This window comes from Pseudomonas sp. FH1, assembly GCF_000510895.2.
In the GTDB taxonomy this organism is placed as follows: domain Bacteria; phylum Pseudomonadota; class Gammaproteobacteria; order Pseudomonadales; family Pseudomonadaceae; genus Aquipseudomonas; species Aquipseudomonas azotoformans_A.
Genome location: NZ_AOHM01000059.1, coordinates 1 through 24,884 on the forward strand (window position 1 = coordinate 1; position 24,884 = coordinate 24,884).

17 protein-coding genes and 2 pseudogenes are annotated in these 24,884 nt (G+C 52.9%); 12 read left to right on the top strand and 7 right to left on the bottom strand.

Features of this window, described 5'->3' with window-relative positions:
- Positions 1 to 538 precede the first annotated feature (538 nt).
- Positions 539 to 775: a hypothetical protein gene (locus H096_RS19795; RefSeq protein ID WP_017736198.1), complete on the top strand. Its 237-nt coding sequence runs from the start codon at positions 539 to 541 to the stop codon at positions 773 to 775.
- A gap of 257 nt (positions 776 to 1,032) precedes the next feature.
- Here H096_RS19795 and H096_RS19800 read toward each other — a convergent pair whose 3' ends face one another.
- A complete protein-coding gene (locus tag H096_RS19800; protein ID WP_017736199.1) occupies positions 1,033 to 1,707 on the bottom strand; it encodes a heavy metal response regulator transcription factor in 675 nt (224 codons plus the stop codon).
- 497 nt (positions 1,708 to 2,204) lie between these two features.
- Positions 2,205 to 3,551, bottom strand: a complete 1,347-nt coding sequence (locus H096_RS19805; protein ID WP_033901104.1) for an OprD family porin — start codon at positions 3,549 to 3,551, stop codon at positions 2,205 to 2,207.
- A gap of 455 nt (positions 3,552 to 4,006) precedes the next feature.
- On the opposite strand from H096_RS19805, the gene H096_RS19810 reads away from it, so the two are divergent.
- The 7 genes from H096_RS19810 to H096_RS19835 all read left to right on the top strand — a co-directional run bounded on the left by H096_RS19810 (position 4,007) and on the right by H096_RS19835 (position 13,609).
- Positions 4,007 to 5,230: a TolC family protein gene (locus tag H096_RS19810; protein ID WP_218175546.1), complete on the top strand. Its 1,224-nt coding sequence runs from the start codon at positions 4,007 to 4,009 to the stop codon at positions 5,228 to 5,230.
- A gap of 67 nt (positions 5,231 to 5,297) precedes the next feature.
- Positions 5,298 to 6,554: an efflux RND transporter periplasmic adaptor subunit gene (locus tag H096_RS19815; protein WP_017736202.1), complete on the top strand. Its 1,257-nt coding sequence runs from the start codon at positions 5,298 to 5,300 to the stop codon at positions 6,552 to 6,554.
- 24 nt (positions 6,555 to 6,578) lie between these two features.
- Positions 6,579 to 9,734: a CusA/CzcA family heavy metal efflux RND transporter gene (locus H096_RS19820; protein WP_017736203.1), complete on the top strand. Its 3,156-nt coding sequence runs from the start codon at positions 6,579 to 6,581 to the stop codon at positions 9,732 to 9,734.
- Positions 9,735 to 9,890: 156 nt separating this feature from the next.
- Complete coding sequence (locus H096_RS19825) at positions 9,891 to 10,217, top strand: DUF2790 domain-containing protein (protein WP_017736204.1); 327 nt, start codon at positions 9,891 to 9,893, stop codon at positions 10,215 to 10,217.
- Positions 10,218 to 10,846: 629 nt separating this feature from the next.
- The gene (locus tag H096_RS33415; RefSeq protein WP_081609224.1) at positions 10,847 to 11,266 is read left to right on the top strand and encodes a GtrA family protein; all 420 of its coding nucleotides are present in this window, start codon (positions 10,847 to 10,849) and stop codon (positions 11,264 to 11,266) included.
- Entirely contained in the window at positions 11,232 to 12,215 is a 984-nt protein-coding gene (locus H096_RS19830; protein WP_026136730.1) for a glycosyltransferase family 2 protein, read from the top strand. The genes H096_RS33415 and H096_RS19830 overlap by 35 nt, the downstream gene beginning before the upstream one ends.
- Positions 12,209 to 13,609: a glycosyltransferase family 39 protein gene (locus H096_RS19835; RefSeq protein ID WP_017736207.1), complete on the top strand. Its 1,401-nt coding sequence runs from the start codon at positions 12,209 to 12,211 to the stop codon at positions 13,607 to 13,609. The genes H096_RS19830 and H096_RS19835 overlap by 7 nt, the downstream gene beginning before the upstream one ends.
- 240 nt (positions 13,610 to 13,849) lie before the next feature.
- Here H096_RS19835 and H096_RS19840 read toward each other — a convergent pair whose 3' ends face one another.
- The 5 genes and pseudogenes from H096_RS19840 to H096_RS34565 all read right to left on the bottom strand — a co-directional run.
- Positions 13,850 to 14,071, bottom strand: a complete 222-nt coding sequence (locus H096_RS19840) for a hypothetical protein (RefSeq protein ID WP_026136731.1) — start codon at positions 14,069 to 14,071, stop codon at positions 13,850 to 13,852.
- Between the two features lie 735 nt (positions 14,072 to 14,806).
- Positions 14,807 to 16,225: a heavy metal sensor histidine kinase gene (locus tag H096_RS19845; RefSeq protein WP_017736209.1), complete on the bottom strand. Its 1,419-nt coding sequence runs from the start codon at positions 16,223 to 16,225 to the stop codon at positions 14,807 to 14,809.
- Positions 16,222 to 16,896: a heavy metal response regulator transcription factor gene (locus H096_RS19850; protein WP_017736210.1), complete on the bottom strand. Its 675-nt coding sequence runs from the start codon at positions 16,894 to 16,896 to the stop codon at positions 16,222 to 16,224. Before H096_RS19850 ends, H096_RS19845 begins: the two co-directional genes overlap by 4 nt.
- 567 nt (positions 16,897 to 17,463) lie before the next feature.
- Positions 17,464 to 18,369, bottom strand: coding sequence for a cation diffusion facilitator family transporter (locus tag H096_RS19855; protein WP_026136732.1), 906 nt, complete (start codon positions 18,367 to 18,369; stop codon positions 17,464 to 17,466).
- A 539-nt stretch (positions 18,370 to 18,908) separates the two neighbouring features.
- Positions 18,909 to 19,211 (bottom strand): annotated as a pseudogene (locus H096_RS34565) (transposase); the annotation flags it as partial.
- Positions 19,212 to 19,323: 112 nt separating this feature from the next.
- Here H096_RS34565 and H096_RS19860 point away from each other — a divergent pair.
- From H096_RS19860 to H096_RS19875, 4 genes and pseudogenes are all read left to right on the top strand, one after another.
- Positions 19,324 to 21,213, top strand: a pseudogene (locus tag H096_RS19860) (vWA domain-containing protein); the annotation flags it as partial.
- Complete coding sequence (locus H096_RS19865; protein WP_033901107.1) at positions 21,213 to 21,917, top strand: ABC transporter ATP-binding protein; 705 nt, start codon at positions 21,213 to 21,215, stop codon at positions 21,915 to 21,917. The pseudogene H096_RS19860 and the gene H096_RS19865, both read left to right, overlap by 1 nt.
- Positions 21,917 to 23,101: an ABC transporter permease gene (locus H096_RS19870; protein ID WP_033901108.1), complete on the top strand. Its 1,185-nt coding sequence runs from the start codon at positions 21,917 to 21,919 to the stop codon at positions 23,099 to 23,101. The genes H096_RS19865 and H096_RS19870 overlap by 1 nt, the downstream gene beginning before the upstream one ends.
- Complete coding sequence (locus tag H096_RS19875) at positions 23,094 to 24,803, top strand: SUMF1/EgtB/PvdO family nonheme iron enzyme (protein ID WP_033901111.1); 1,710 nt, start codon at positions 23,094 to 23,096, stop codon at positions 24,801 to 24,803. The genes H096_RS19870 and H096_RS19875 overlap by 8 nt, the downstream gene beginning before the upstream one ends.
- Positions 24,804 to 24,884 lie beyond the last annotated feature (81 nt).

Sequence of the window (24,884 nt, forward strand, 5' to 3'; positions counted from 1 at the left end):
GTTACGCAGCGAGCCTGGAGAGTGTCTAGGAAACCCGGGGCGATTCAGCGGAAGAAGGCCCCGATAGGTAGAGCACCTAATTATAAAACTCAGCAGCTTAGCGTATGTTTAGGATGTCAATTTTTTATTATTAACAGAAGCCATTTATCATTCTGGAAATATCGATATTCAGAATATTCGAATTTCTTGACTTCGGATATGCCTAAGAGTGAATCTTCATTCGCTGTTATCCGTAAACAGGCTGAACAGGCGAAAAACTATAAGGATTTTGTCTTTGGGTAATTAGTCGGAATAGGCGGCAATTTAATATCAATGACTAATTTTCGAAAACGCTCTATTGACGAGCTTGATATTATAAGCGATGCTTTTGAGAGGCTGGTAAACAACGTGCCCCGTAATCATAAAAATTTAGAAATGCAGCGCAAAGCCAAGGTAGAATTCACGTTGTCCGCCGTAGACGACGAGACTGGTAGGTCTCGATCCCTCATAGCTTGATCAAATACTAAATATTATTAAGTGAGGGATATAGTTTTAAAAAATGGAAAAAGAAAATTGCCTCAACGTGGTGAGGCTGCCAAAAAAAATTGAAGAGATAAAACAAGAAAACATTGATCTTAAGAAGCGCTTTGAGTTAGCACTTGAGTCTCAGACCCAGATGCTGTTCGAGAGAACAAGAGCTGAGCGGGAGGCCGGGAAGTGGCTGAAGGCTTACAGGTCTTTACAAGACCAACAACAAGGCGGCAGTAAGATTTTCTCTGCAGTATTCGACAAGTAATTGCCCTATGGCGGCGCCATTTCGATGATGTCAATCTCAAAGTAGTGAATCTGCGGAGCGCCACTTGGGAGCATGAATTTGGCGACATATTAAAATTTAAGGCTTTCCTGACTGCTCTGCTAAAAACACCCTCCTGAACGAACACTTTTAATAGTCTGAATTTGAGCGCTTTATATTGCTACCAAGGATTTTGAACGGGGCATTATTTGAAAGCATCAAATATTATTCGCACGTTCATTATTTTTAATAATGTAAATCTAGCGTTTTTCTAGAACATATCCCACGCCTCTAAGTGTGTGAATTAACTTACTCTCAAAAGGGTCGTCCATCTTGGCTCTAAGTCTTCTTATGGAAACCTCAACGACATTAGTGTCGCAGTCAAAATTCATATCCCACACTTGAGATATGATTTGTGTGCGGCTCAGAACAATGCCCGTATTCCGCATTAGATAGTGCAGCAGAGCAAACTCCTTTGTTGTTAAGTCTATACGCTGACCATCTCTGAACGCTCTGTGGCGGCTTTGATCCAACTCAAGGTCAGCTACGCGAATAATTTCTACAGATGCAGCACTATCCGACCTACGCATCAATGCGCGAACTCGAGCAAGCAATTCGGGGAATTCGAAGGGTTTAATTAGGTAGTCATCAGCTCCATTCTCCAAACCTCTGACTTTATCGATTAGTCGGCTGCGGGCAGTGAGCATCATAATACGCGAAGAGCAATCTTTCCGTCGTAATAGTTCTAGAACTTGCCAACCATCCATCTCTGGAAGATTGATATCTAGAATAATGAGTTCGTACATGTGCTGCTTGGCCAGAAATAGCCCGTCAGAGCCGGTATGTACGCAATCCACTACATATCCGCACTCAGTGAGGCCCTGGCGTACATATTCAGCAGTTTTTACTTCATCCTCAATTACCAGAATTCGCATTGGATTTTGTCTCGATATTACTCAGCAGTTTTAACCACGCAAGTGCGCAGTCATCATTGGGGGGAATGGTAAATCAAAACTAACTGTCCGTGGCTTAAATAACGAACTTGTAATTGTTAAGCAATACGCTTGATAACCTCGCAGGTTAATGTGTCGCCATCTGGGTTTGTCAATTGCGGACCCTCCCCCATTAGGTGAATTTACCTTATGAAATATTGGGTTGTTCTATTTGTCGTGGGCGCTCTGTTCCGTTCAGATGATGGGGTCGACTCTCACGTTGAGGACGTGGGCCACTGGTGCAGCCATGAACTCCATCGGGATGCCATGCACATCCTTGAACAGGTATTGGAATTTTAGTAAAAAAAAAACGCCCCGAAGGGCGTAAAATATTCACCTTTTACCAAAGGAGCATTTAAGCAACTCAAGGTGAATTCGTTGAACTAGCGATTTGCTTTTCAGAAGTTCCGGCTGGAGGAGTAGCAGAGCAACGCAATGGCTTATAGTACCGAAAGTGGGTATTCAACGATCAGGCGCACTTCATCCAAATCCGATTCGAAAGCAGTTGCTCGTGTATTTGCTTGGCGCAATCTCAAAGAAAGGTCTTTGGCAGCTCCTGTTTGCACTACGTATTTAACCTCAATGTCACGCTCCCAACGTTTCTGATTGGTGAGCGGATTGCCATTGTCATCGGTACGCATGTAAAACTGATTGGCATTAGAGTAGTCCGCGCCAGAGCCTTTGGCATAGCGAGTCATGAACGAAAGGCCTGGAATACCGTAGTCGGTCATGTTTAGGTCGTAGCGCAGCATCCAAGAGCGTTCTTTTGGCGAGTTGAAATCGCTGTACTGAATTGAGTTGTCGACGAATATCGAGTCTGATTGACGTAAATAGTCGAAATCGTCATCGCCATTGTTACGCTGATGCGACAGTGCGAGGGTGTGTGCACCATACCTGACGCCGAGCTTGGCGCTCCAGATATTATTATCGAACTCACCCAAACGTTTCTTGCCTTCGTCAACAGCTTTATAGTAATTAAAGCCGCTGATCAGGGTCAAATCATTGCTAAGCGGGTAGGAGACGCTTGTCCCGGCGTAGTATTGATTCCATACATCTTTTAGCTGGCTGGCATAGAGACTTACAGTAACACTGTCGTTGACCTTGTAATCGCCGCCACCGTAACCGATCCAAGGCGAGTTGACTGGGCCGCCATAGAAGGTCACGAAGTTATCGTTCAGGTCGCTGGATAGTGGTTGGCTCATCGCGTGTAGTCTACCACCCTGCAGGGTGAGGCCTTGCATGCTGGTGTTTTCAACCGTTACACCGCGGAAGCTTTCTGGCAGTAGACGTGCGTCTCCTGATGCAACGACTGGTATCGCTGGGAAGACATCACCCAATTTCACTACGGTATCGAACAGGCGGACTTTGGCAGCCCCCCCAACCTTCGTGTATTCATCACGGGCCTGGCCCTTTCCATCAACTGGCAACACATCGAAGGAGCTTCGGCCGCCGTTACGGCCATCGCCTGTATCGAGCTTGAGGCCGATCATAGCGAAGGCATCTAAACCAAAGCCGACGGTGCCTTGGGTGAAGCCCGAGTTGAATTTAGAAATTATCGCATGCGCCCAAGCTTCAGAATATCCGTTGGTGTTTCCCTTGCCGCTATTGAACGTTGGCGCAGAAGAGCTGCGATTATCACGATTGAAATAGAAGTTTCGGTTTAAAACAGTGAGGCTGCTACCGTCAATAAAACCTTCTGATGACTTATCTTCCGCGTTTGCTATAGCTGTATAGCTTATGGAAAAAGCAGAAGCTGCCAACACACACAACGGTACTTTAATTTTCATTTGATGCCCCTTTGATTACGGCAGCTTTTATTTTGATTTACCGACACGGCTATATTTTTTTTGTGGCCCGGCCGGGCACCTGCGTAGGACCTGACATGATAGTTGCAGATCAAAGATAACGGATTGGTGATAGAAAAATTACAATTTGGCAATCTAATTGTTATCTGTCGTATTTAAGGACGTTTTGTAGCTGCGGACTGATTTACTCAATAGCTTGTCCCGTGCGCAACTGGGCGGGAAATTTTAATGTCGAACGTACTTTCTAACGAAATTGTAATTTTACAGCCACCCCACTGATAGCGATCGCTGATTAGAGTGCCATCACCTGATCCAGTGGAGCTTGGCGGCTGTAAATACGTTCTCGCCAAGCTTTATCAAAGTTTGTGCACGAGGACCATAAAGTGCCCTGGTATAATCACAACGTTTTATCTAAAACCTCTGTCTTTGTCTTTCCCTTGAGAGCCATTGCATTCTGTACGCTCCTTTCAGGAGCGATCGTGCCAGCCGCATTTGCTCAGAGTATTAGCCTGGCCGAAGCGCTTTCCACTGCAATGGATGCTAACCCCGATCTTGCAGCTGCGCGTCAGGAAATCGGCATCTCGGAAGGAGTTCGCAAGCAAGCGGGACTCATCCCTAATCCTGAAATTTCGTATGACGTGGAAGACACCCGTCGTAATACAAGCACGACCACAGTCACCCTTAGTCAGCCTTTAGAGTTGGGTGGCAAACGAAGTGCTCGTATCGAAGTTGCCACCTACGGTCAAACCGTCGCGCAGCTAGAGCTGGACCGACGAGTCAATGGTCTTCGTGCGGATGTTGTCCAGTTTTTCTACGCCGCCTTAAGGGCTCAGACAGGCTTGAACCTGGCAAAACAATCTTTGGAGCTCACCGAACGCGGTCTGCGCATAGTCGATGGTCGGGTGCGCGCCGGTAAGTCCTCACCGGTGGAGGCTACGCGCGCCCAGGTGCAGTTGGCTGAAGCCAAGTTACAGGTAAGGCGCGCTGAAACAGCGAAGTCAACGGCTTACCAGCAATTGGCCCAGGTAATAGGCAGCTCGGCTACTGCATTTGATCGTCTGGACTCGCCAAACCTATCTCCCGGCATTCCGCCGCAGGCCGCAGAATTATTGGCGAAGCTTGATCAAACTGCAGAGATGCGACAGGCGCTTGCTCAAATAGACAAGAGCGATGCCTCACTCGGGTCGGAAAAGGCCCAACGTATCCCGAATCTCACTGTGAGTGTGGGTAGCCAATATGACCGGTCTGTTCGCGAGCGGGTCAACCTCGTGGGGCTGTCGATGCCTTTGCCGCTCTTTGATCGTAATCAGGGCAACATTCTTTCCGCTTCTCGCCGCGCAGATCAGGCCCGAGACCAACGAAACGCTGTAGAGCTAAGGCTACGCTCCGAAACCCAAACCGCAGTTAACCAGTGGGCTACCGCCATGCAAGAGGTCGAGTCTTACGACAAGACGATTCTGCCTTCAGCTCAACTGGCCGTGGATACCGCAACGCGTGGATTTGAGATGGGCAAATTCGGCTTCATCGAAGTGCTGGATGCGCAGCGCACCTTGATAGTCGCTCGTGGCCAGTACCTCGACTCGTTGGCGGCTGCAACCAATGCGCGTGCGCAGGTGGAAAGGGTTTATGGCGACGTCGGATCGAATGCCAGTTTTCGCTGAACGCCTAGACATTTTCCTCGGTACGCGTCTTTGAATAAGCCGCTACCTACGATCAGCAGGAGTAACAATGGACAACAAACGTAAGATCGCACTGGCGGTAGTCGCTGTGGCAGCCCTTGGATTTGGCAGCTTCGCCTGGAACTCTAGTTCTGAGCAGCCGCCAGCCAGTAATGCCGAACACGGCGCTGAGGACGGCCATGAGCATAAGAAGATTGCCGCAGCACCCGCTGAAGAGGGGGGGGATGATGGCCACGGTGAGGAGGGCCACAGCGACAGCGAAAAGGGAGAGGAGGAAGAAGGCAAGATGACGCTTAGCGCTGAGCAGATCAAGGCTGCCGGTGTCGTCCTCGAAGCTGCGGCTCCCCGTGAACTTAGCACCGTCGTGACTTTTCCTGGCGAGATACGGTTTGACGAGGACCATACAGCGCATGTCGTGCCTCGCGTACCTGGCGTTGTAGAAAGCGTTCAGGCCAACCTCGGAGAGTCGGTTAAGAAGGGGCAAGTCCTTGCGGTGATTGCGAGTCAACAGATCTCCGATCTACGCAGTGAGCAACAAGCCGCTCAACGACGTGTAGAACTGGCACGTTTGACCTTCGACCGCGAGAAACAGTTGTGGCAGGACAAAATCTCCGCCGAACAGGATTACCTCCAGGCTCGTCAAGGGTTGCAAGAGGCAGATATATCCTTGGCCAATGCTAAGCAAAAGGTCGGAGCTATCGGGGCATCGGTCAATTCTGCCGGCGGTAACCGCTACGAGCTTCGCGCGCCCTTCGACGCAGTTGTCGTGGAGAAGCACCTGACCGTCGGTGAGGTTGTCAGCGAGGCAACCAACGCTTTCATTCTTTCAGACCTCAATCAGGTGTGGGCAACCTTCGCAGTTCCTCCGAGCGATTTGGGGAAGGTTGTGACAGGCCGTGCGGTAAAGGTTTCTTCGCCTGACATGAAGGCTGAGGTGGACGGCAAGGTTGGTTATGTAGGCAGCCTCCTGGGTGAGCAGAACCGTGCAGCGACCGTTCGCGTCACGCTGACCAATCCAAATGGAGCCTGGCGACCAGGCCTTTTCGTAAGCATCGCGGTCACTTCACAGACTGATCGGGTGGCCGTAGCCGTTCCAGAATCCGCAGTGCAGACCGTTGAGGAAAAGCCTGCGGTATTCGTCAGGACCACTGAGGGATTTGACACTCGCACGGTAACGCTTGGTCGCCGTGCAGGTGGCTATGTGGAAATAACCGAAGGCCTCCAATCCGGCGCCCAAGTGGCAGCCAGTGGCAGCTTCACGCTCAAGTCCGAGCTCGGCAAGGCTAGTGCCGAGCACAGTCACTGATGCGAACTGACAGGATCATTCCACATGTTTGAACGTCTCATAAGATTCGCCATTGAGCAGCGCATCGTTGTAATGATAGCCGTGCTGATCATGGCCGGTATCGGTGTCTACAGCTATCAAAAGCTGCCTATTGATGCAGTACCAGATATTACCAACGTACAGGTTCAGGTCAACACTGCTGCTCCTGGTTACTCTCCGTTGGAAACCGAACAGCGAATTACCTTTCCAGTTGAAACGGCAATGGCTGGCTTGCCGGGCCTTCAGCAGACTCGTTCCCTTTCTCGCTCTGGACTATCTCAGGTCACCGTCATTTTTGAAGACGGCACCGACATCTTCTTCGCTAGGCAACAGGTCAACGAGCGACTGCAGGTAGCGAAGGAGCAGTTGCCGGATGGCGTAGACGCAGTGATGGGGCCTGTATCAACGGGTCTCGGCGAGATCTTCCTGTGGACTGTCGAGACTGAGAAAGGCGCTGTCAAAGAGGATGGTACGGCCTATACACCAACTGATTTGCGCGTGATCCAGGATTGGATAATCAAGCCACAATTGCGCAACGTCCGGGGTGTGGCCGAGATCAACACCATTGGTGGCTATGCCAAGCAGTACCTGATTGCTCCGGATCCGAAACGTCTGGCCACTTACAAGCTGACTCTTAATGATCTGGTCGCTGCCTTGGAAAGCAACAACGCCAACGTTGGCGCCGGTTACGTCGAGCGCAGCGGTGAGCAGTTGCTCATCCGCGCACCCGGCCAGGTAGGCAGTATCGAAGATATCGCCAATATTGTGATTACCAGTGTCGATGGCGTGCCGATTCGAGTCAGCAATGTCGCTGAAGTCAGCATCGGGAAAGAGCTCCGCTCTGGAGCTGCTACTGAGAACGGTCGAGAGGTTGTATTGGGTACGGTGTTCATGCTGATCGGCGAAAACAGCCGGACAGTATCTCAAGCTGTTGCAGCCAAACTGGCTGACATTAACCGTACCCTACCCAAGGGCGTTGTTGCCGTTACCGTCTACGACCGTACCAATTTGGTTGAAAAAGCCATATCGACAGTGAAGAAGAACCTGATTGAAGGGGCGATTCTTGTAATCGTTATCTTGTTCCTGTTCCTCGGTAACATCCGTGCGGCACTGATCACTGCCATGGTGATCCCGTTGTCCATGTTGTTCACGTTTACAGGCATGTTCAACAACAAGGTCAGTGCCAACTTGATGAGCCTTGGCGCACTCGACTTTGGCATCATTGTTGATGGGGCGGTAGTGATTGTCGAGAACGCAATCAGGCGCCTGGCTCATGCACAAAACAAGCATGGGCGGATGCTCACCAAAGCCGAGCGCTTTCACGAGGTTTTTGCAGCTGCACGGGAAGCTCGCCGCCCCTTGATCTTCGGTCAGCTGATTATCATGGTTGTGTATTTGCCGATCTTTGCACTCACCGGTGTCGAAGGAAAAATGTTCCACCCCATGGCATTTACCGTGGTGATGGCACTTGTCGGCGCGATGATTCTCTCCGTAACCTTTGTTCCTGCGGCAATTGCCATGTTCGTCACAGGCAAGGTCAAGGAAGAAGAGGGGATGGTGATGCGTATTGCACGGCAGCGTTACGCTCCCGTTCTGCAGTGGGTGCTTAAGCATAGAAGCATCGCATTTTCCGCCGCCATAGCCTTGGTCGTTCTAAGTGGTGTGCTCGCGAGCCGAATGGGCAGTGAGTTCATTCCGAGTCTGAGTGAAGGGGATTTTGCGCTGCAGGCTTTACGAGTACCGGGGACTAGCTTGACTCAGTCCGTAGACATGCAGCAGCGCTTGGAAAAAGCCGTCATTGAGCAGGTGCCTGAGGTCGAGCGAATGTTTGCCCGTACCGGCACAGCGGAAATTGCTTCCGATCCAATGCCGCCGAATATCTCAGACGCTTACGTGATGCTGAAGCCGAAAGACCAGTGGCCAGATCCCAATCGATCGCGTGAAGAGCTAATTGCTGAAGTTCAGAAAGCTGCAGCAAGTGTGCCTGGCAGCAACTATGAGTTGTCCCAACCTATTCAACTGCGCTTCAACGAACTCATTTCGGGTGTCCGCAGTGACGTGGCCGTCAAGGTGTTCGGCGATGACATGGACGTTCTAAATCGAACAGCAGCGAAGATAGCCACTGCATTAAAGGGTGTCCAGGGGTCTTCGGAGGTGAAGGTAGAGCAGACTACAGGCCTGCCTGTACTTACCATCAATATTGATCGGGAGAAGGCAGCACGTTACAGCCTGAACATCGGCGCAGTGCAAGATGCGATTGCAATCGCAGTAGGTGGTCGTCAGGCCGGCACGCTTTATGAGGGCGATCGCCGCTTCGATATGGTGGTACGTCTATCTGAAACACTGCGTACAGATGTAGCGGGGTTGTCCGGCTTGCTGATTCCCGTGCCGCCGAATGCGGCACAAGGGGCGAATCAAATCGGCTTCATTCCGCTGTCCCAAGTGGCTAGCCTGGATCTGCAGCTAGGTCCGAACCAGATAAGCCGAGAGAACGGTAAGCGTGTTGTTGTGGTCAGCGCAAACGTTCGGGGGCGTGACCTTGGTTCGTTTGTTGAAGAAGCGAGCAGTGCTCTGGCAACCGGCGTGGAGATTCCCGCTGGCTACTGGACCACGTGGGGTGGTCAGTTCGAGCAACTGCAGTCAGCAGCCAAACGTCTGCAGGTAGTTGTTCCGGTAGCTTTGCTGTTGGTCATGACGTTGTTGTTCTTGATGTTCAACAACCTCAAGGATGGCATGCTGGTCTTCACCGGGATCCCATTCGCACTCACGGGTGGCGTAGTCGCGCTTTGGCTGCGGGATATCCCGCTGTCGATCTCGGCAGGGGTCGGATTCATTGCGCTTTCCGGTGTAGCTGTGTTGAACGGTTTGGTAATGATTTCCTTTATCCGCGGACTACGTGAGGAAGGGCGTACCCTACGTCACGCAGTTGATGAAGGCGCATTGACTCGATTACGGCCAGTGCTGATGACTGCCCTTGTTGCATCCCTGGGATTCATACCTATGGCACTGGCAACCGGTACCGGTGCAGAGGTTCAGCGGCCGCTGGCTACAGTCGTGATCGGCGGTATCTTGTCCTCCACCGCACTTACCTTGCTGGTGTTGCCTGCTCTGTATCAATGGGCACATCGCAAGGATGATGACGGCGATGAAGCAGAAAGCTGATAGCCGATAAACAAAAGCCCACAACAACAGTTGTGGGCTTTTTCGTTTTTATAGGGTCGATATTTCACCTTTCAAAATTGTAAGTTTTCCGTCATGCCGGTGATGCCTATGAATTGATAAGGTTGCATCCAGTGACATTGATATCGAGAGAAACTTATGAAAAAGCTTATTGTTGCAGCTGCACTTGTTTTTTGCTCTATGACTTCGCAAGCCACTACTTTTTCGGAGAAGAAGCAGATGGAATACATCCAGGAGCACCAAAGTGCCGTGGCTGCCTACGCGAAAAAAAATAACAAGCCTATGCCAGAGATTGTCGACTATAAATACGGCATGAAGATTGATGTAGAGAAATTCGTACGTCAATCCCAGGACCCTCGTACTTGCCAGATTTATTCACGATTGATGAGCTACGAAGACCCCCAGGGTGAACTCAAGACGATTCGCTATTCTGTATTCTCGCAATGCCCGAATAACAAAAGCTGAATTTTTTGAATGGCTAGGCATTTAATAAGCGCCAGGCAATGCCTGGCGTTTTTTAAGGCGCCTGGAGTGGTACTAGGCAAAAATTGTTGCACCGACGGTGCTACTCGCCCTCAAGCCTTAATACGTTATAGCTAATATACTTGGTTGGAACACCTGCATTCAGAACGATCGAGTTCATAACATCTGGTTGACCCTCCTGATGGCTAAGCAATAGTAACTTTCCCTAGATTAACCTGATCGCAGCTTGCTCAGAGTGAGCTTTTGGTACTTAACCTTTTGAATATTTTGATATTAAGACGGCTAAAATTGGCGAGGCCGAATGATTGGGGCAGTGTATTTCTAAGACTTCGACCTGTGGAGTAAATTGGAAGCTTGTGGTATGTGGGAAATCCTAGAAGCGTACAATTGTGATTCCAGTCTCTCTGCACTAACTAATCTCTGCGATAGACAAACTTACTATGTGGTCACCCATTCAACTCGCAGCAGGGTAATGTGGGGTATCTATACTTGTGATATGGATTATCTGTTTTTTTCAAAATTGTAATTTTCGAGTCATGTTGAAGTTATTCAGCTCTGAAATCACATGTAATTTTCACTTTTTTTCACTTTGAACTCCTTAAGCTTCGCAGATGGAAAATAAAAACTTGCCTATTGTAGCGTTATTTATTCGTTATCTAGGGGTCGGATCTATTGCAACGGGAATGCATTACTCTGTTTTCCTTGCACTGGTCGCGAGCGGGTTTGCTGATCCAGTGTTGGCCAGCGTTAGCGGAGGCGTCTTAGGCGCGTTTGTTAGCTATGTTGGTAATAAAAGGCTCTGCTTTATAGCGAAGGGAGATTGTAAGCTTCAACCCATTAGGTTTTTGCTGATTTCGTTGGCGACAAACCTCGGTAATGGAATGGGCATGTGGGTCTTAATTAAAATTGACCTGTCACCGTTTATATCCCAGATATTGGTGACGTTAATCCTAACTGCGCTCGGATTCATCGCACACCGTTTCTGGACATTCAATCATGCAGACATTACATCGGCTTTCCGAACGCCCTGATCCTTTGTTAACCATTGTGGTGCCCTGCTTTCAAGAAGAGCAAACCATTCCCGAATTTCACAAGCGCATCACCCGCGTCGTAAGGTGTTTGCCTGTCTCGTGCGAGATTCTTTATATCGACGACGGAAGCAATGACCGTACTGCAGACTTACTTCGCCACTATCAGGATGGATCTGATGTACGCTGCCTGTTCCTGAGCCGAAACTTCGGCAAAGAGGCTGCGTTAAGTGCAGGCATCGACCACGCGCGCGGTAGCGCATTGATCTTTATTGACGTGGACCTGCAGGACCCGCCTGAACTCATTACGAGCATGGTGCACCACTGGCAGATGGGTTACGACGTTGTGAACATGCAACGCGACTTGCGAACCGGCGATTCCTTGCTAAAGCGCATGAGTGCGCGCAGTTACTACTGGATCATGCAGCGACTGGTGGAGAAAGTTGATCTCCCGGCGGATGTCAGTGACTTCCGTCTGATTGGCCCTGCGCCATTGGCTGCATTGAGAGCGCTAGACGAACGCTCCAGAATTCTTAAGAGCCTGATCGGCTGGGTGGGTTTTCGTACCATAGAGCTACCCTACAATCGCACTTTTCGTCATGCGGGTAATACCAAATGGAACGCCGCTGGGCTGTTCAATCTAGCCATTGAAAGTGTTCTCAGTTTCTCTCGAAAGCCGCTGCGTATATTCAGCCTCATTAGCTTCGGCTTCTTCGTCTCCAGTATCTGTTTCCTGCTCGCAGCGCTCGTGGCAGGCTCCTTCGACATCCATCACTTGCTGCTCGGAATGGCTTCATTTATGTGCTTGGGGGTTGCCATGGTGGGCGAGTACTTGGGTGTGACGCTCGCGGAAGTCAAACGCCGACCGCTTTATTTTTTGAAGAGCAATAACAAAGCAACCCCCGTGACTATTCACCCTCCGGTTTCCTCGATCGAGAGTAAGAAATGCTGAACTTGAAAAACGAGCGGACACTGCTGTGGATCCTAATCTCGATTCTGCTTTTACGTCTTCTGGGGCTGGGAGCATATCCCCTGATGGATACGTCCGAAGCACGCTATGCCGAAATGGCACGCAAGATGGTCGAACTGAATGACTGGATTACCCCAATGTTCGATTATGGAGTACCGTTTTGGGGTAAGCCGCCACTGTCTTTCTGGACTCAGGCAGCGAGCATGAAGTTATTCGGTATCAACGAATTCGCTGCCCGATTTCCAGCTTGGCTACTTCACCTAGCAAGCTGCTTTATCATCATTAAGCTCGCGACCCAGGAGATGTCGCGCAGGGCTGGCATCTGGGGAGCCATCATCTTCTCAAGCACGACACTGGGCCTGGTATCCAGTGGTGTTGTACTGACTGACCCTGTTCTGTCGTTCTCGATACTGCTTGCTAGCTATGGTTTTTGGCGTTGGATGAAGTGTGCAGGCAAAGCGGATGCCTATCTGATGTTCTTAGGTCTTGGCTTGGGCTTACTCGCTAAGGGACCACTGACACTGGTGTTGATGGGCATGCCGGCGTTCGCCTGGATCGTCATCCACAAAGAATGGAATCGGATGATGATGCTTCCGTGGGTAACCGGGATTATTCTCATGCTCGGTATTTCTGTGCCTTGGTATGTCGCGGCCGAAATAAAGACGCCTGGGTTCATGGAATATTTTTTTGTTGGTGAACACTGGAGCCGATATGTAATTAGTGATTGGGCTGGGGACCTATATGGCAGTGCACATGCCAAGCCATATGGCACCATCTGGATCCAGCTCGGTCTGTCGCTGTTGCCTTGGGCATTTTTCCTGCCTCTAATGATTCGCAGAAGAGCATCGATGCGGCGTTTCGAGGCTTATATGTGGCTCTGGGCATTGGCCACGCCTCTCTTCTTCACGTTCTCTGGCAACATTCTCTGGACCTATCTGCTCCCGGCTCTACCCGCCTGGGCGCTGCTTCTTGCAGGGCGAATCAGTGAAGTCGGCCTTTATACCAGCCGGGCTGCTGCAGCGAGCGCTTTCCTGCTGCCAATTGTGGGCGCAGGTATCATTTACGCTGGAGTACTAGACGAACGCCCTCAAAACCAGCGAGATGTGGTTGACGCCTGGTTCAAAGCACAGTCGGCTCAATCGGGTGCCCTGATCTATCCTGGCCGTCGTTCGTATTCTTCTGAGTTTTATAGTAGGGGAATGTCCGAAAACATCAAAGATCCTGATGAGTGGCCTCGCAACAGCTTTTTCTATCTTTCCAGGCGTTTGCGCGACAGCAATGCTGATCTGCCTACAGGCCTAGGTTGCGTAAGAGTTACCGAAACGAACGCAAGCCTACTGCTTCTTTGTCGTTGGGAGAATACTGGGCCAAGATAGTGAAGATTTTGCAGCAGATGGCGTAGCGGGCTCTAATCGAAAATGATCATCCGATGAAGGACATACTCAAAGCGTGACGTTATTTCAGATTTAAAAGAACAATAAGTCTTAGAGATAATCTCTGTATCTGAGTAGTTCCGTCTATCACCGCTGGAATAGCTAACACTAAATGTAAGAAAAAGCCAGATATTAATCTGGCTTTTCGTCGATACGAATCGTCATTTTACATCTAACCGCCTATTAGTTGTCGGCTTGCTCCTGACGATCCTGACGCTCTTCCTGCTTTTCTTGAGCAACTTTCTGTTTACCTTGCTCCGAGGAGTCAGGGCCCCACAAGCGAGCCTGTTCGGCTCGGAAGTTTTCCTTGAACTGCTTAGTTCGCTCGAAACCATCTTCAGCAAACGCGAAACCTGTAAGCCCAATTAGCAGGCTGCCAATAGAGAAGTATTTTACGAATTTCATTGAAGCCTCGATATTCACTAGGTCTGCCTTGATAGCATCCTTTGTTGGTTACTAGTCTAGGATTACGAAGCTAACGGCAAGGTGAGTTAATAATTACAATTTCGTAATTTTACGCTTGGCGAGAAGGTTTAAGTCTTCCAGGCGATAACAAAAGACGATGAAGAGCTGGGGCTTTTATTAATTTTCAATTTTGATATCCGGTGCATTAACACTGTAGGCTTTTCTTGCTTGCCAAGGAGCTAATCATGTTCGTTTTAGAGCCCTGAGTGGCAGAAGTCTTTGATTTTCGCCCATGCATCAAGACTCAATTTACAGCTAAGTGAGCTTTCATTTCACATTAGGGCGCGCGACGCGGTCGGGGGGAGATCAATTGATTTTTTTCCATGAATTTACGATCTCCGCCGCATATTCCGGGGGAAGGTGCAAGAGAGAAGGTGCGGCCTCATGCCGTCGAGATCGACTTACAGTTCGAAGCATTTCAAATTCTGCAGAGTGTAGCGGGGTCTCTGATCGTTGAGCGCTAGGCAAAAGCAACGGTTGCGAATTATTCGGTCTGAAGTTCAGAGACCGTCGGTTTTCTACGCGCCATGTGAGGATTCTGGCGATAGAGTTTTTTTCTCGCATAACGTCAGTGAGTCCTTGAGCACCCACGCGTCGGCTACGTCTCAGGCATTCGCACCTGCACCTAGAGCGAAGGGGGCCCATCTATAACCGGGCCTTCTTCGTTACACGGAGCTAAGCTGGCTTCATTTCTTGTTGTTTCATTTGAACTTCGGGGAAGTTAAGGTGAAACCAAGTGAAATTCTGATCCGTAACTTCCACGCTTGCCGAACCCTGATGCAAAATCATGATTGACTGAACGATAGCTAAGCCAAGACCGGTGCCACCCTCGCTTCGTGCTCGACTTTTGTCCACCCGGTAAAATCGCTCGAACAAATGCGCGTGGTGTTCCTTGGCGATCCCACGTCCCGGATTGCCAACACTCAATGTGGCGCCGTCAGCACCACGTTGAACCTTCACGTAAACCGTCCGACCACGAGGGCAGTAGCGGATCGCGTTCGAGACCAGGTTCGAGACGGCTCGCTGAATCATTATCTGATTACCATGCACCACGTCTCCACTTCCTGCGATCTGGAGCTGTATCTCACCTTCTTCGGCCGAAATGCTGAACAGATCGCAGACCCGCTGAGTTTCGTCGATTAGAGATACGCTTCCGAACTCTACCATTGACGCTGGGTGGCTGACTTGGGCTAGGAATAGCATGTCGGAAACCATCCGGCTCATGCGATGTAGCTCTTCTGTGCACGACTCTAGGACCTCTCTATACTCAGGGAGGGATCGTTCCCGGGTTAACGCGACCTGAGCTTTACCCATCAGGTTAGACAGTGGTGCCCGCAGTTCGTGAGCAAGGTCGTCAGAGAACTGCGAAAGCTGCTGAACTCCGTCGTCTAAACGCATCAGCATGATGTTAATTCCATCGGCGAGATTCTTAAGTTCTGCCGGCATCCCCTTTGTTGGAAGGCGATGCTCAAGGCTCTCGGTGGAAATCCTTGAGGCGACCTTCAGGAACTTGGTGAGGGGGAGCAGTCCTCTGCGTACAGTCCACCACCCAATTGCCAAGATCAGCATGAGAATAAGAGGCGACACCATTAATGCCCAGGTGAGCAACGCATCAAGAAGGGCATGGTTAGATGACTGGTCCATGGTCATGAATACACTAACTTCGGTTCCATCGCCTAAGCGCATGACTCGTGAGGCGCTCATTAGCGGGCGGCCCGTCGAGTCGCGCCACTCTCGCTGCTCCGCCTGTTCGGTAGGCTGGAATTTGTGCACTTCCATGTTGACTTGCTTCGAGCCTATCGAGAGCAATGGAGTTAGAGTTTGTGTCGATTCGAAGATGCTGACGTAAAGATTGTTATGCCCCATGACCAAGTCAACAAGCTGGTGGGCGTCTGCATTTACACCAGAAATAGCAGTGATTGCGGAAAGGTTGTGAGCCATGCCTGCCATTTTCACTTCGAGGTCGGTTCGGGCGTTTCTCTCAAGAGCTTGGCTCACCATCAGATAACCGAAGGTGGCGAAAAGAAGCAGCAACGCCGCACTCATCATTCCAACTTTGAATCCCACCTTCACAGCGAGGCTGAAAGGCCTCATGTACGCTCCTCCAACACGTATCCGACGCCTCGAAGTGTGTGTATGAGCTTGGTCTCAAATGGATCATCAATTTTTGAGCGCAATCTCCGGATGGCGACATCAATGACGTTAGTATCGCAGTCAAAATTTACGTCCCAGACCAACGAGATTATTTGCGAACGGGCAAGCGCTTCGCCTGTTCTGCTCATTAGTAGGTGCAGGAGAGCAAATTCCTTTGTGGTGAGATCAATGCGTGTCGCTCCTCGGCATACTCTGTGGCGCAAGGAATCCAATTCCAAATCCGCAACTATAAGTGTGCTCTTCTCGACAAGCTCATCGCCACGCCTTTGCAGTGACCGGATGCGAGCAAGCAATTCGGGGAACTCAAAGGGCTTGACGAGATAATCATCTGCACCACCATCCAAGCCCCTAAGCTTGTCATTAATGCGTCCGCGGGCAGTCAGCATGATGATGCGAACCCGGCTAGTTTTTCTGATAGTTTCCAAGAGGTCCCAACCATCGATGCCAGGGAGGTTCACATCTAGGAGTACGAGCGAATAAACAATCGTATTGAACAAGTGAAGAGCATCAACACCATTGTGTACAATGTCTACGACGTACCCGCTTTCGGATAGACCCTGCTGAATATATTCCGCGGTTTTAATCTCGTCTTCCACAACTAGTACGCGCATAACTTATCTCAAGGTGTGAGTAAGGAGTGGGCCGAGCTCTCCCTGATCGTGATTTAAGGCCAGTTTAAAGTTTCTCTGCGTGCTTGGCATGTGGTGATTTCTACCTATATCAATACGCCGTGATCAACTCAGGATGCTCAAATATTAACGCGAAATAGTGGGTTTTGGCGAAAAATTACAAATTTTTAATTTGATCGCAAGGCCACTGAAAGTTGTGGCGATTTAAATTATTGGTGCAGCATAGCTTTGATCAATCAGGTAGTTGAGCACTGCCACGACTGGCGGATGCACCAGACTATTCTGCTCGAGAGCCGCTGGATATTTTTTTGGTCAGTTCCATTGTGATTTGGCATCAATCGATCCGAGTAAAAATTATATTCCTGCTTAACGTGCCAATATTTTAGTTTTGTAACCTTCAGCTGGTGGCATTGTTGCTAACGCAACGTGACAATAAAATAATTTTTAATTGACCTGTCTCTCGACGCTAAGTAATGAGCCAAAATTAATCTAAATTTTTGGTGCTGACGCCTTCAATATTAATCCTACGATTTAATTTTTCTAGGTTGACTAGTGTGGAGGAATTGGAGTGTCCTTATGGAAGTCCGTATTCTCCATTTGAATTGTGCAATGGTGAATGTCGAACGCATGACTTACCGCATTGATTACATCTGCTAGCGCAGCATCTCGATCTACTGAGTCGCGAACTACAACGTGCGACGTCAGTACGTTGCGACCGCTACTTACAGCCCAAACATGTAGATCATGAACGTCTGTGACACCATCGACACGTAGAATCGTCGACTCGATCTCCTTAATGTTGAGGCCGCCAGGAACCCCTTCCATAAGGATTCCCAAACTCTCGCGCATTAGCTGCCAAGTGCGCGGCAGCACCCATACTCCGATCGCTACGGCGACGACCGTATCGATCCAACTCCAACCCGTAAACCGGATTATAAGTGCGGCAATTATCACGCCCAATGACCCAAGCATGTCGCTCCAAACTTCGAGATAGGCTCCCTTGACATTCAGACTTTCATTACTCGCTGAGGAGAGCAAGCGCATCGATATCAGATTTACAACAAGGCCCCCAATAGCGATCCACATCATCGCGCCGGTTGCGATCTCAGAAGGTATTAGGAAGCGTTGATAAGCTTCGTACAAAATGTAAATAGCCACCATGAAGAGCAATAGGGCGTTGAATGTGGATGCTAAAATTTCCAGGCGAGCATAGCCAAAAGTTCGTTTCTGATCTGCTGGCCGCTTGGCTATTTGAAGCGCAATCAACGAAATCATCAGGGCGGCAGTATCTGTAAGCATATGCGACGCGTCGGACAGCAATGCTAAGCTGCCAGTAATCCATGCTCCGATCACTTCAGCAATCATGAAGCTGCCTGTCAAGGCCAGTGCCATGACTAGCTTTTTCTGGTGACCTTCACTTAGCGCTGCAGCGCCATGAGAGTGATTAGATGCCACATACTTCTCCTTCCGTAACGTAGAGGACGCACACTTGCCCTGCTATGGAGCTACGTGTTTCCTAAATATAGCTTAATTAAGTATTCTGTTCGCCGACTTTTAGAAAAAATCATATTTTGGTCAGGTATAGGATAAAATAACGACTTTACGAATGCTGAGTTTTAAGCGCCATGCTAAACGGTGGCTACGTTTCAAGTGGTAGATTGCTACTGATTTTGATCATAAGGCGACTCAGGCGAAATCAAAAGGTCTAGGCGGGATTCTGTCGGGATTGTAATTACGCGGTCATCGTGTCGTTATGAGTGAGTGGCTACACTAAAATTGTCGGAAAACTTTAGGCTCTCACAGAATATTCCTGACTCCCATACGCTACCAGCCAGGATTAGGTATAAATCGCTACGTGCTTTAAATAAAGACTGGGCGTTACGCTGCTATTAAATTCTCAGAGTAAGCGATGGGCACAGTACCGCCCGCGCTATCTAGTTTTTGAAACTGTAATCCAGGGCCTTGGCGATGGCCGAACCCTCAGGCACAAGCTATCTTTGGGAGGTCATCCAGGTATGAAGTGCGTCGGTGATTGGCGTTGCTTTTCCTGCCGTATTCGCTGTCGATCACCCGGTTTCAGCTCACAGACTTCTCGTTCAACTTCGTATAAGGCCGCGATGTAGGGCAGTGCTTTTTCGGCGATCTAGCTCTTGTTGGTCGCATGCAAGTCGAAGAACTTTGCGGGCATAGGCCATGCAGCCGATCTGCGTAACGCCCAGCTCAAAGCCTGCCTTGTAGCCGGCAAAGTCATCGCAGACCAGCTTGCCGTTCCATCCGCCCAAGCAGGCTCGTGCGTGGTAAGCGGTTGGTAACCCACCCAAAGCGAAAACTCTGACGGCAACAATCTAGGCAGGCAGGAGTTCTGACTACTGAGATGCCTGACGGAATGGTAACCGTCCGGTGGTTGTGCCGCCAGTGGCGCCGTCTGTGGCAGAAGTGGATGGCGGCCAGCGTCCGTTGCTGATGGCAGGCAAGAAAACCCTGTTCCAGCGCGTCCTCAGCAAACCCGGCGCCAAGCTTTCAACCGACGCCGGCAGTGCGCCGGGCAAGGCCTTGCCGGCGTTTTCCGTGCTCTACGTCTACCAGCGCAAAGACGTTGACGGCAGCCCCTGGGTGCGCGTCGGCGCCGCCACCGATGGCCGCAGTGATGGTTGGTTGCCTGCGTCCCAGGTCAGCGACTGGAAGCAGAGCCTGGTCTTGAAGTTCACCGAGCGTTCGGGTCGGGCGCCGGTGATGTTCCTGCGCCAATCCGCTGAAGTGGAAAAACTGCTGGCTGACCCGACCGCCGCCAAAGGCGTACTGGCCAAGGCGCAGAAAAACAGTGAGGACAACAGCCAGATCCTGGCCCTGGAACCGACCGCCAGTGCGGTGCCGCAAAACCAGTTTTACCTGCTGCCGATCTTCGATTCCAAAGAGAGCTTCGACGAAAACGGCCAGCCGGTGCAGTTGCTCAATGTGGCCTCCATCGATCCCGGCAGCAGCGCGGCCGCCAAGCCCTCGACGCCGGTGATCAAGGCCAATGCCGACGCCTTTCGCACGGCGGTTGTGCTGGTGGTCGATACCACCGTTTCCATGCAGCCCTATATCGACCAGATCCGCGACGTGGTGCACGAACTGCAAACCCGCATCGGCGAACGCGGCGAGTTGGACAACGTGAGCTTCGGCATGGTGGGCTTTCGCAGCAGCATCAAGAAAACCCCTGGCCTGGAATACGTCGCCAAGACCCTGATCACCCTCGACGAGGGCCGCGACCCGCAACGTTTCCTCGACATGGCGCGGCAGGTCAAGGCGTCCGCCGTGTCCAGCCATTCGTTCAACGAAGACGCGTTCGCCGGGGTGATGCAGGCGGTGGACGGCATGGATTGGTCGGGCTATGGCGGGCGCATCATCCTGCTGGTCACCGATGCCGGCGCGCTGCGCAAGAACGATCCGTTCGCCGCCACCCAGATGAACGAAGCCGAGGTGCGCCAGGCTGCGCTGGGCAAGCAGATCAAGATCTACGCCCTGCACCTGCGTACCGACGCCGGCAAGAAAACCCATGCCGGTGCCGAGAGCCAGTACCGCATCCTCACCGCTGACGCCAACCCGCAGATCGGTGACCTCTACACGGCGGTGCCCGGTGGCGATGTGCGCAAACTCGGTGAACGTGTGGATGAGATCGGTACGGTGTTCGCCAACCTCGTGCATCAAGTGCGCAGCAACACGCCACAGCCGGTGCCGTTGCTGAACAGCGCGCCGAGTCTGGCGGATAAGTCCGCTGCCGTCGGTTATGCCATGCACATGGATTTCCTCGGGCGTAAAACCGCGAGCCAGGCGCCACAACTGGTCAGCGCCTGGACCGCCGATCGCGACCTGACCAACCCGGCACTGCCGGCGTTCCAGGTGTGCGTGATGCTGACCAAATTGCAGCTCAATGACCTGCAGCAGTCGCTGAAACTGATCGTTGATGCAGCGCGCAAAACCCAGACTTCACCCAAGGATTTCTTCCAGGAAATCGCCAGCGCCTCCGCCTACATGAGCCGCGACCCACAGGCCCTGCGCAAGGGCGGCAACCTGGCCGACGGCGGCATCCTCGGCGAATACCTGGAAGGCCTACCGTACCGCAGCAAGTCGCTGAACATGACCCAGGACCTATGGTTGTCGTTGAGCGTGGCCGAGCAGGAAGACTTCATCGACGAGCTGGACTCGAAGATCCGCCTCTATGAAACCTTCCACAATGACCTGGCCAACTGGGTCCGTTTCGGCGATGCCGAGCCGGGCGATGCGTTGTACCGCGTGCCGTTGTCGACCTTGCCGTAATGCTGAATTTGAACGCGGTGCACAAGAGCCGGGGTGTCGGCAGCCAGCGCTACAGCCTGGTGATTCCGGCGCTGGCGTTGCGTGCGGGCGAGCAATTGGCGATTGTCGGGCCCAGCGGTTGCGGCAAGAGCACCTTGCTGGATCTGCTGGCGCTGGTATTGGCGCCGGATCAGGTCGGGCAGTTTGAATTTCATCAGCAGGACATTGCCGGATTGTGGCGCGGTGATCAGCAATCCACGCTGGCTGCGCTGCGTAGCCAGCACCTGGGTTACGTGCTGCAAACCGGCGGCTTGCTGGGGTTTCTCGATGTGCGCGGCAATATCGCCCTGTCCCGGCAACTGTTGGGCTTGAAGGATGACGGCAGCGTGGCGCGCCTGGCCGAGCAGTTGGAGATCAGCGACCAGTTGGCCAAGAAACCGGCGGCGCTCTCGGTGGGTCAACGCCAGCGTGTCAGCTGTGCCCGCGCCCTGGCTCATGCGCCGCAACTGGTGCTGGCGGATGAACCGACGGCGTCCCTCGACCCCTTGAACGCCGAGCGCGTGATGCAGGCGCTGCTGGCCCAGGCGCGCGAACACCGTGCCGCCTGTGTGATCGCCACCCATGACGAGCCCCTGGCCCGCGCCAGCGGCTTGCAGGTGCGGCGCATCAGTTGCCGTCGCGACACCGACGGTGGCGTCACCGCGACCCTCGGGGAGGTGTGCTGATGCGCATAGGTCTGGTGGCGTCGCTGGCCTGGCAGGACTATCGCAACGATGCCTGGCTGTCGGCGTGTTCGGTGCTGGCGCTGGTCGCGGTCATTGCACCGTTGCTGGTGTTATTCGGCCTGAAATTTGGACTGGTTAGCAGTTTGACCGAACGTTTGCAGACCGACCCCGCCACCCGTGAAATTATTCCGTTGGGCGGTGGTCGATTCAGCAGCGCCTTTATCGAGCAACTCGGCCAGCGCAGCGATGTGGCGTTTGCACTGCCGCGCACGCGACAAATTGCGGCGACCGCGCAGGTGGGCGCCTTGGCCCTGGAAATGCTGCCGACCGCTTGGGGTGATCCCTTGCTGGCGGGTCTGCCGGTGCCCAAGGGCCTGGACCAGATCGTGCTGAGCCACACCGCCGCCGAGAAGCTGGCGGCGCGGCCGGGGGATTGGCTGGAAGCCAGTTTTGCGCGGCAAGTAGCAGGGCGCTTCGAGGCCCGGCGCACGCGCTTGCAGGTGCTGGCGGTATTGCCGCTGGAAGCTTTTGCCCGTGACGGATTGTTGGCCGATTTGAAATTGCTGGAAGCCGCAGAAGATTACCGTGATGGCCGCGCAGTACCGGCCTTGGGCTGGGAAGGTGAAGCGGTCGGTGTGAGTGAACAACGCGTGTACCCGGCATTTCGCCTGTATGCGCGCAGCCTCGCTGATGTGGAACCGCTGCGGGTGTTTTTCGCCGGGCAGAACCTGCTGGTGTCGACCCAGGCGCAGACCATCGCGCAGGTGCAGTCGTTGAGCCGCAACCTGTCGATTGTGTTCTGGGTGATCTGCGGGTTGGCGTTGGCGGGAGGGTTTGCAGCGATCTTTGCTGGGGCGTTGGCCGCGGTGGCGCGCAAGCGTCGGGAATTGTCGGTGTTGCGCCTGTTGGGGTTTTCCACCGGTGGGCTGTTGCTGTTTGTGGTGGTGCAGGCTCTGTACAGCGCTGGCTTCGCCGCCGTGCTCAGTGCCGGCCTGTATGGCGTGGCCGAGGCGGCGTTGAATCAGTTATTCGTGCAGGTGCCGGGCGAACACGCCAGTCACCTGTTGGCGCGTCATTATGGCCTGGCCCTGGTTGCAATCATGGGCGTCAGCGCCATGGCGGCGGCCTGTGGTGGTTGGCGAGTGGCGCGGATCCAGGCTTCTGAAGGAATCAGAGATGTATAAGTTACTGGGCGCCTGTGTGGCGCTGAGCCTGGCCTCGCTGGCCTGGGCCGGTGAGGCAAGCGACAAACTCGACAATCCAAAACCCCTGGAAGGCGACGTCAGCCTGCCGCTGCCGTGCGAAGGCAACATGGTGTTCCGCTACGCCTATGTGCTGGCCCAGGGCACCCTGGATGATCGCGAGATCAGCCTCGGCTACCCCTTTGCCGAAGGCGAGGCGGGCTATCAGCAGTCATTCATTTCCGGCTACCGCCGCGACTTCATCAATGGCCAGTTCACCCTCAAAGACCTGCCCAAAGACTGGAACAAAGTCATCGCGCCCTTGATGCCGAAGACCGACGCCAAGACCCCGCTCAAGCCCATGCTCTACTTCATCGGCAAGTACGAAGTGACGGCACGCCAGTACGCCCAGGTAATGTCCCAGGCGCAGTCTCTGGCCAGCGGTGAGCCGGCGCCGGCGTGCGACGCGCCCACCGGCATGGCCGGGCGTTTGCCCAAGGTAATGCTGTCGCGCTTTGAGGCCGAGCGTTTCTCGGCGGTGTACAGCGCCTGGTTGATGAAATACCACCGTGAGTTGCTGCCGGTCAGCGGACGCGGTTCTTCGGCGGATGACGGTGGCCTCGGTTTTGTGCGCCTGCCCACCGAAGTGGAGTGGGAGTTCGCCGCGCGCGGCGGTCATGCCGTCAGCCGCCAGGACCTGGAAGGTCGCCTGTTCCCGCGCCGCACTGAAGGCAGCGACAGCGACGGCCCGCTCGGCGATTACGCCGTGTTCAACCAGGTCGCCGGCGGCACCGGCCAGGCCGCGCGCCTGATGCCTATCGGCACCAAATTGCCCAACCCGATTGGTCTGTTCGACGTGATCGGCAACGCCGCAGAGATGGTCCAGGAATCCTTCCAACTGGTGCACGCCGGGCGTCGCCAGGGCACCTACGGCGGCTTTGTGGTCAAGGGTGGCAACTACCTGGAAGGCGAGGGCACGCTGTTCACCGGCATGCGCCGCGAGTACCCGCTGTTCGCCGCTGACGGTACCGAGCAAAGCAACGAGACCACCGGATTCCGCGTGGCGATTGGCGCATTGTCGGCGCCGCGCTCGCGCTACAAGGAGCTGTTCGCCCAGTGGCAGAAAGAAGGCCGTCTGGCCGCGCTCACCGATGCCATCGACGACGCCCAGGACCCGACCAAACGCCTGGACAGCATCATCGCCGCCAGCGCCGACCCCAAGCTGCAAGCCGAGTTGGGGCTGGTCAACGAAGAGCTCAAGCGCAACGTCTCGCTGATCGCCCAGCAACGCGAAGAGGCGGCGGGCAACCTGATCCAGTCGGCCGCGTTGGTGGCCGAAACCATCGCCAACTACAACATCCGCCTGGCCAACCTGCAGAAGAGCCGCCAACAGTCCCTGGACAACAAGGACGAGGCCAGCGCGCAGCTGTTCGACATGGCGATTGCCAATGGTCGCAGCGCCCTCGATGGCGCCGTGGCGATCTATATCGACAACCTGGCCACCGGCACGCGTTACACCGATGCGGTGATCCAGGCGCAGTTTCAACGGATCAAGGAAGAGTTGGATCGCAAGCCGGTGCTCGGCAAGAGCCTGGTGACGCGCGCAACACTGTTCGTTCGCCATGTCGGCAACTACCGCAAGCAACAGCGGGCCGACCCGGCAACGATCTTGAAGGAATTGCTCGCAGCGAGCGGTCAGCGATGAGCGCTGGCTGTATGGCGAGCTTGGAAGGGACTCAGGCGGCGGTGGGCCGTGCTGGGCAAGTCAAACTTAAACGAGAACACA